Annotated in this window: 3 protein-coding genes; 2 read left to right on the top strand and 1 reads right to left on the bottom strand. The window is 55.2% G+C overall.

Features of this window, described 5'->3' with window-relative positions:
- Nucleotides 1–6 precede the first annotated feature (6 nt).
- Both L1D47_RS06945 and L1D47_RS06950 read left to right on the top strand, forming a co-directional pair.
- Nucleotides 7–3,255, top strand: coding sequence for an efflux RND transporter permease subunit (locus tag L1D47_RS06945; protein ID WP_239883435.1), 3,249 nt, complete (start codon nt 7–9; stop codon nt 3,253–3,255).
- On the top strand, nt 3,252–6,299 hold the full coding sequence (locus tag L1D47_RS06950) for an efflux RND transporter permease subunit (protein ID WP_239883438.1): 3,048 nt from the start codon (nt 3,252–3,254) through the stop codon (nt 6,297–6,299). Before L1D47_RS06945 ends, L1D47_RS06950 begins: the two co-directional genes overlap by 4 nt.
- Nucleotides 6,300–6,370: 71 nt before the next feature.
- Here L1D47_RS06950 and L1D47_RS06955 read toward each other — a convergent pair.
- Nucleotides 6,371–6,525: transposase (locus tag L1D47_RS06955; protein ID WP_239883442.1), on the bottom strand; the 155-nt coding region annotated here is incomplete at its 5' end.

Here is a 6,525-nt window from a genome sequence, read left to right on the forward strand (position 1 = left end):
TAGCTTATGTCGATTATTAATACTTCCGTTAAACGGCCGGTATCCGTGTGGATGTTTATGCTGGCGGTGATCCTGTTTGGCATGGTGGGCTTCTCTCGCCTGGCGGTGAAACTGCTGCCGGATCTCAGCTATCCCACCATCACCATACGCACCCAATATGAAGGCGCAGCGCCGGTAGAGGTAGAACAGCTGGTCTCTAAGCCTATCGAAGAAGCCGCCGGTATCGTTAAGGGGCTGCGCAAGATTAGCTCCATCTCCCGCTCAGGCATGTCTGATGTGGTGCTCGAATTTGAATGGGGCACAGACATGGATATGGCCAGCCTAGAGGTCAGGGAAAAGCTAGATACCATAGAGCTGCCACTTGATGTGAAGAAGCCACTCTTGCTGCGCTTTAACCCTAACTTAGACCCAATCGTGCGTCTGGCGCTCTCCCTACCCGACGCCGATGATCAGTCACTCAAGCAGATGCGCACCTTTGCCGAGGAGGAGCTTAAGCGTCAGCTGGAGTCACTCAGCGGTGTCGCCGCCGTCAGACTCTCGGGCGGTCTGGAGCAAGAGGTGCATATTCAGCTCAATCAGGAGAAGCTAACTCAGCTTAATCTGAACGCCGACAAGATCCGCGAGCGTATCGCTGCCGAAAATATCAACCTCTCTGCCGGTAAGGTAGTACAGGGCGAGAAAGAGTACCTGGTTCGTACCCTCAACCAGTTCAACTCCTTAGATGAATTGGGTCAGATCATCGTCTATCGCGATAACCAGACTCTGGTACGCCTGTTCGAGGTGGCCGACATCATCGACGCCCATAAGGAGCGCAACGACATCACCCGTATCGGCTCGGCCGAGTCTATCGAGCTGGCCATCTATAAGGAGGGTGATGCCAACACGGTTGCCGTGGCCCGCAAAGTCACCGATAAGCTCGATGCCCTGAAGAAGCTCAACGAGAAGGCGGAGCTTAAGGTGATCTATGACCAGTCAGAGTTTATCGAGAGCGCCGTGAGCGAGGTGACCTCGGCGGCGCTGATAGGTAGTCTGCTGTCTATGCTGGTGATCTACCTGTTCCTCAGGGACATAGTGCCGACCCTTATCATCTCCATCTCGATTCCGTTTTCGGTTATCGCCACCTTTAACATGATGTATTTCGCCGACATCAGTCTCAACATCATGTCGCTGGGCGGTATCGCGTTGGCGGTGGGCCTTTTGGTAGATAATGCCATCGTGGTGCTGGAAAACATCGACCGCTGCCGCAAGCTAGGCATGAACAAGCTCGACGCCGCGGTGACAGGCACTAAAGAGGTGGCTGGGGCTATCTTCGCCTCCACCATGACGACGCTGGCGGTATTTGTGCCACTGGTATTTGTCGACGGTGTTGCCGGCGCCCTCTTCTCTGACCAAGCCTTAACAGTGACCTTTGCCCTACTCGCCTCGCTGCTGGTTGCGCTGACCACGATTCCTATGCTGGCATCGCGCGAAGGCTTTAAGTCTCTGCCGCATCTGGTGCAGAAACGCGAAAAGCCGGTTCTCGACACTAAGTTTGCCAAGGTAAAACACTATGGCGCCACCGTCTGCTCTTTCCCCTTCGTGCTGCTGTTTAGCTACTTACCATCACTACTGCTGACGCTGGTATTGATGCTTAGCCGCGCATTCTCCTGGCTTGCAGGCCTGGTGATGCGCCCTATCAGCGCGGCATTTAACTGGTTCTATAATTTGCTCGAGAGTGTTTATCACAAGCTGCTGCGCCAGGCGCTGAAATTCAGCTGGCTAACAATGGCCATCGCCCTCACTCTCACTGTGGGCACCATGAGCCTAGTGCCAAAACTGGGCATGGAGCTAATTCCCCCCATGAACCAGGGTGAGTTTTATGTCGAGGTCTTGTTGCCACCGGGCACAGAGGTGAGTGAGACAGACAGAGTCCTGCAGAAGCTGGCGTTGTCCATCAAGGACAGAGAGGATGTTAAACATGCCTACAGCCAAGCCGGTAGCGGCGGTCTGATGACCTCAGATACCTCGCGCGGCGGCGAAAACTGGGGCCGTCTGCAGGTGGTGCTTGCCGATCATCAAGCCTTCGATGCAGTCACCCATGTGCTGCGCACCACGGCTATGCGTATCCCTGAGCTGGAGGCTAAGATCCAACATCCAGAGCTGTTTAGCTTCAAGACACCGCTGGAGATTGAAGTGATTGGTTATGATCTAACCCAGCTAAAACAGACCGCGGATAACCTCATCAGCGCCCTGTCGGACTCGGATCGTTTCGCCGACCTCAACACCAGCCTGCGTGATGGCCAGCCAGAGCTTAGCATCCGCTTCGATCATGCTCGTCTCGCCGCGTTGGGCATGGACGCGCCAACCGTCGCTAACCGCATCGCCCAGCGCATCGGTGGCACTGTGGCCAGCCAATACACGGTACGCGACAGAAAGATCGACATCCTGGTGCGCAGCGAACTCGAGGAGCGCGACCAGATAAGCGATATCGATTCGATGATCATCAACCCCAACAGCAATCAGCCTATCCCGCTGAGCGCGGTAGCCGATGTCTCGCTAAACCTGGGACCATCAGCGATCAACCGTATCAGCCAGCAACGCGTGGCTATCGTGTCGGCTAACCTCGCCTATGGCGATCTTAACGACGCCGTGCTGGAGGCGAGAAGCATCATAGATCAACAGAACCTGCCTAGCTCGATTCAGGTACGCTTCGGCGGCCAAAATGAAGAGATGGAGCACTCGTTCCAGTCGCTACAGATCGCGCTGATCTTGGCCGTCTTCCTGGTGTACCTGGTGATGGCGAGTCAGTTCGAGTCCCTGGTACATCCGCTGCTTATTCTTATCGCCGTGCCTATGGCGGTAGGTGGTAGCATCTTTGGCCTGTTCATTACTCAGACCCACCTGAGTGTGGTGGTCTTCATCGGGCTTATCATGCTGGCGGGTATCGTCGTTAACAACGCCATCGTCCTGGTCGATCGCATCAATCAGCTCCGTCAGCAAGGCATCGAAAAACTCAGCGCCATCGAAGAGGCCGCCAAGTCACGTCTGCGCCCTATCGTCATGACCACTATGACGACGGCTCTGGGTCTGGCGCCAATGGCACTGGGCTTAGGCGATGGCAGCGAAGTACGCGCGCCCATGGCGATCACCGTTATCTTCGGTCTGTCACTGGCCACCCTGCTGACACTAGTGGTGATCCCGGCGCTATACGCCCTGTTCGATCGCAAGGCCTTTGACGCGCCGGCCGAAGTGGCTCAAGAGGGAGAATCAGCATGAATATCACCCGATTAGCCCTTGCCAGACCCGTGACCACCAGCATGTTCTTCGTGGCCATACTGCTCTTTGGTCTGGCCTCGAGTCGCCTGCTACCGCTGGAGATGTTTCCCGGCATCGAGATGCCCCAGGTGTTGATTGAAGTCCCCTACAAGGGCTCTACCCCTGCTGAAGTCGAACGTGAGATCACCAACGTCCTAGAAGAGTCCCTCGCCACCATGGGGGGGATCGAGGAGTTGAGATCCCGCTCGTCGCAAAACGGCGCAGAGATCGAACTCAGAATGAAGTGGGGCGAGAATGTCTCCACCAAGAGCCTGGAGGCCAGGGAAAAGGTGGATGCGGTGCGCCACCTACTGCCTAAAGATGTCGAACGCGTCTTTATCCGTCAGTTCTCGACCGCCGACATGCCGGTGCTGACCATACGTATCTCAAGTGAACGAGAGCTCTCTGGCGCCTTCGATCTGCTGGATAAACAGCTGAAGAAGCCGTTAGAGAGAGTCGAAGGTGTCTCTCAGGTGAGCCTGTATGGCGTCGAGCAGAAACAGATAGAGATCAGAATCGATGCCGATAAGCTCAGTGCCACAGGAATAAGCAGTGCCATGCTGCAGCAGAGACTGGGACAGGAGAACTTTATCGTCAGCGCGGGGACACTCAGGGCCAACACCCGAGTGTATCAGGTATCGCCAAAGGGTGAGTTTCGCGATCTCGACGATATCTCTGCCCTAGTGCTCACCCCTGGCGTCACCCTGGGCGAAATCGCCAGTATTCGCTATGCCCAGCCCGAGCGCCTAGACGGTCGACACTTAGATCAAAAGTACGCCGTTGGCCTGGATGTGTTCAAAGAGTCTGGTGCCAACCTGGTGGATGTCTCTGAGCGTGTGCTCAAGGTGATCGAGGCGGCCAAACAAGATCAGCAGTTCAATGGCATCAAGCTGTTCATCATGGAAGATCAGGCCTATGGGGTGAAATCCTCGCTATCGGATCTGCTGGCGGCCGGTCTTATCGGCGCCCTGCTTTCCTTTGCCGTGCTCTATCTGTTTTTGCGCAACCTTAAGATGACCCTGGTTGTGGTCTCTTCTGTGCCCATCTCCCTGTGTATGACACTGGCGGGCATGTATTTCTTAGGTTACAGCCTGAACATTCTCTCCATGATGGGGCTACTGCTGGCGGTGGGTATGCTGATCGACAATGCGGTGGTGGTCAGTGAGAGCGTGCTGCAGGAGAAACAGCATCAAGGCAAGGCCTCGACATCCGAAGCCGTACTCACAGGGGTGAATAAGGTTGCCCTGGCAGTACTGGCCGGCACACTCACCACGGCCATTGTGTTTCTGCCTAATATCTTCGGCGTCAAGGTAGAGCTGACCATCTTCCTGGAGCATGTGGCCATTGCCATCTGTATCTCGCTGGCAGCATCGCTGTTAGTGGCGAAAACATTAATCCCCTTGATGTTAACTAAGCTGCATTTTGACATCGACACCAACCCAAAGCAGAGCAAGCTCGAGTCTTTCTACGAGCGCAGCCTGGCGTGGATCTTACACAGACCCAAACGCTCAGGGCTGATTGCCGTGATCATCCTGGCCTCGACGGCGCTACCGCTGAGCATGGTCCAACAAGATCAAAGCGACGGCGAGGGCAACAACCGTCTCTACATCAACTATCAGGTGGAGGGGCGTCACAGCCTGGACGTCACCGAGGCGATGATCAACCACATGGAAGATTACCTCTACGCCAATAAAGAGGAGTTCTATATCGATTCTGTCTACAGCTACTTCTCGGCCGACAGAGGTCAGTCGACCCTGCTGCTGCAGGAAGATGCCGACATAGATATCAAGGCGCTTAAGCGCAAGATCCGCGACGGGTTCCCCAAGTTCTCCATCGCCAAGCCACAATTTGGCTGGGGTAACGACAACAACGGCATACGCGTCACCCTCACGGGCCGCTCCACTAGCGAACTGATCACCATCAGTGAGCAAGTTGTACCTCTACTCTCTAAAATAGATGGCCTCATCGATGTGCGCTCTGAGCTTAACAGCACACAGCAGGAGGTGATCATCGAGCTCGACCGCACCATGGCGGCGAGACTGGATCTCAGCCTGAGTGAGCTTGCCCGCAGCGTGTCCATGGCCCTGCGGGGATCGCCGCTGCGCTCCTTCAGACACGATCCCAGCGGTGAGCTGCGTATCGAGCTGGCCTACGATAAACAGTGGCGTGAGTCGCTCGAAAGACTGAAAGAGTTGCCCATAGTGCGTCAGGACAATCGCGTCTATACCCTGCAGAGTCTGGCCGAGATCTCGATTCGTCCGCGCTTCGATACTATCCGTCACTATGATCGTCAGACCGCGCTCTCAATCGGCGCCAACCTGGATGAGATGACCACGGAAGAGGCCCAAAAAGCAATCACCCAAGTGATGGATGCGGTGCAGTTCCCCGCAGGCTATGGTTACTCGCTACGCGGTGGATTCCAGCGTCAGGATGAAGATCAGGCCATCATGGCAACTAACATGATCTTGGCCATCGCCATGATCTATATCGTCATGGCCGCCCTGTTCGAATCACTGCTGCTGCCAACGGCCATCATCACCTCTATCCTCTTCTCCATCACTGGGGTGTTCTGGGCGCTGCTGCTGACGGGCACCAATATGTCGATCATGGCGATGATAGGGATTCTGATCTTGATGGGTATCGTGGTGAACAACGGCATAGTGTTAGTCGACCAGATCAACCAGAAGACACCCGAGCTGGATCGCCTGTCGGCCACCATAGAGGCCGTGTGTATCACACGTCTGCGTCCCGTACTCATGACTGTGGGTACCACAGTGCTGGGCCTTATCCCACTGGCCATGGGTGATACCCAGATTGGTGGTGGTGGCCCACCCTATTCGCCTATGGCGATCGCCATCATTGGCGGCTTGTGCTTCTCGACGCTTACCAGTCTCTATCTGGTGCCACTCTGCTATCAGGCCTTGTATCGCATGCGACATCAGGCTGCGATCAAGCTAGGTAACGCCGACAGGTTCACCCGGCGCATCATGCCCTGGGCGCACTAAAGACTCCCCAGTAAAGAATCCACCTTCATAGAAGGTGGCTTTGATTGGCCCCCTATAAGGGGGCTTATTTATTAATCAACGTTCAATTGTAATTGACGCTCGGCCTCTTCCTTCTCTTGTCTGTCTTGATGCCGCACGTATCGCCTAATTATTTCCTCATTCGCTCCTACCGAATCCACAAAGTAACCACGTTGCCAGAAATGATTACCCCACAACTTCTTCTTTC

It is taken from the genome of Shewanella sp. Isolate7 (assembly GCF_022398425.1).
Classification (GTDB): Bacteria; Pseudomonadota; Gammaproteobacteria; order Enterobacterales; family Shewanellaceae; genus Shewanella.

Bases quoted from the DNA above. Each gene is read 5' to 3' on its own strand.
- L1D47_RS06945 (WP_239883435.1), top strand. From the start codon at position 7: ATGTCGATTATTAATACTTCCGTTAAACGGCCGGTATCCGTGTGGATG.
- L1D47_RS06950 (WP_239883438.1), top strand. From the start codon at position 3,252: ATGAATATCACCCGATTAGCCCTTGCCAGACCCGTGACCACCAGCATG.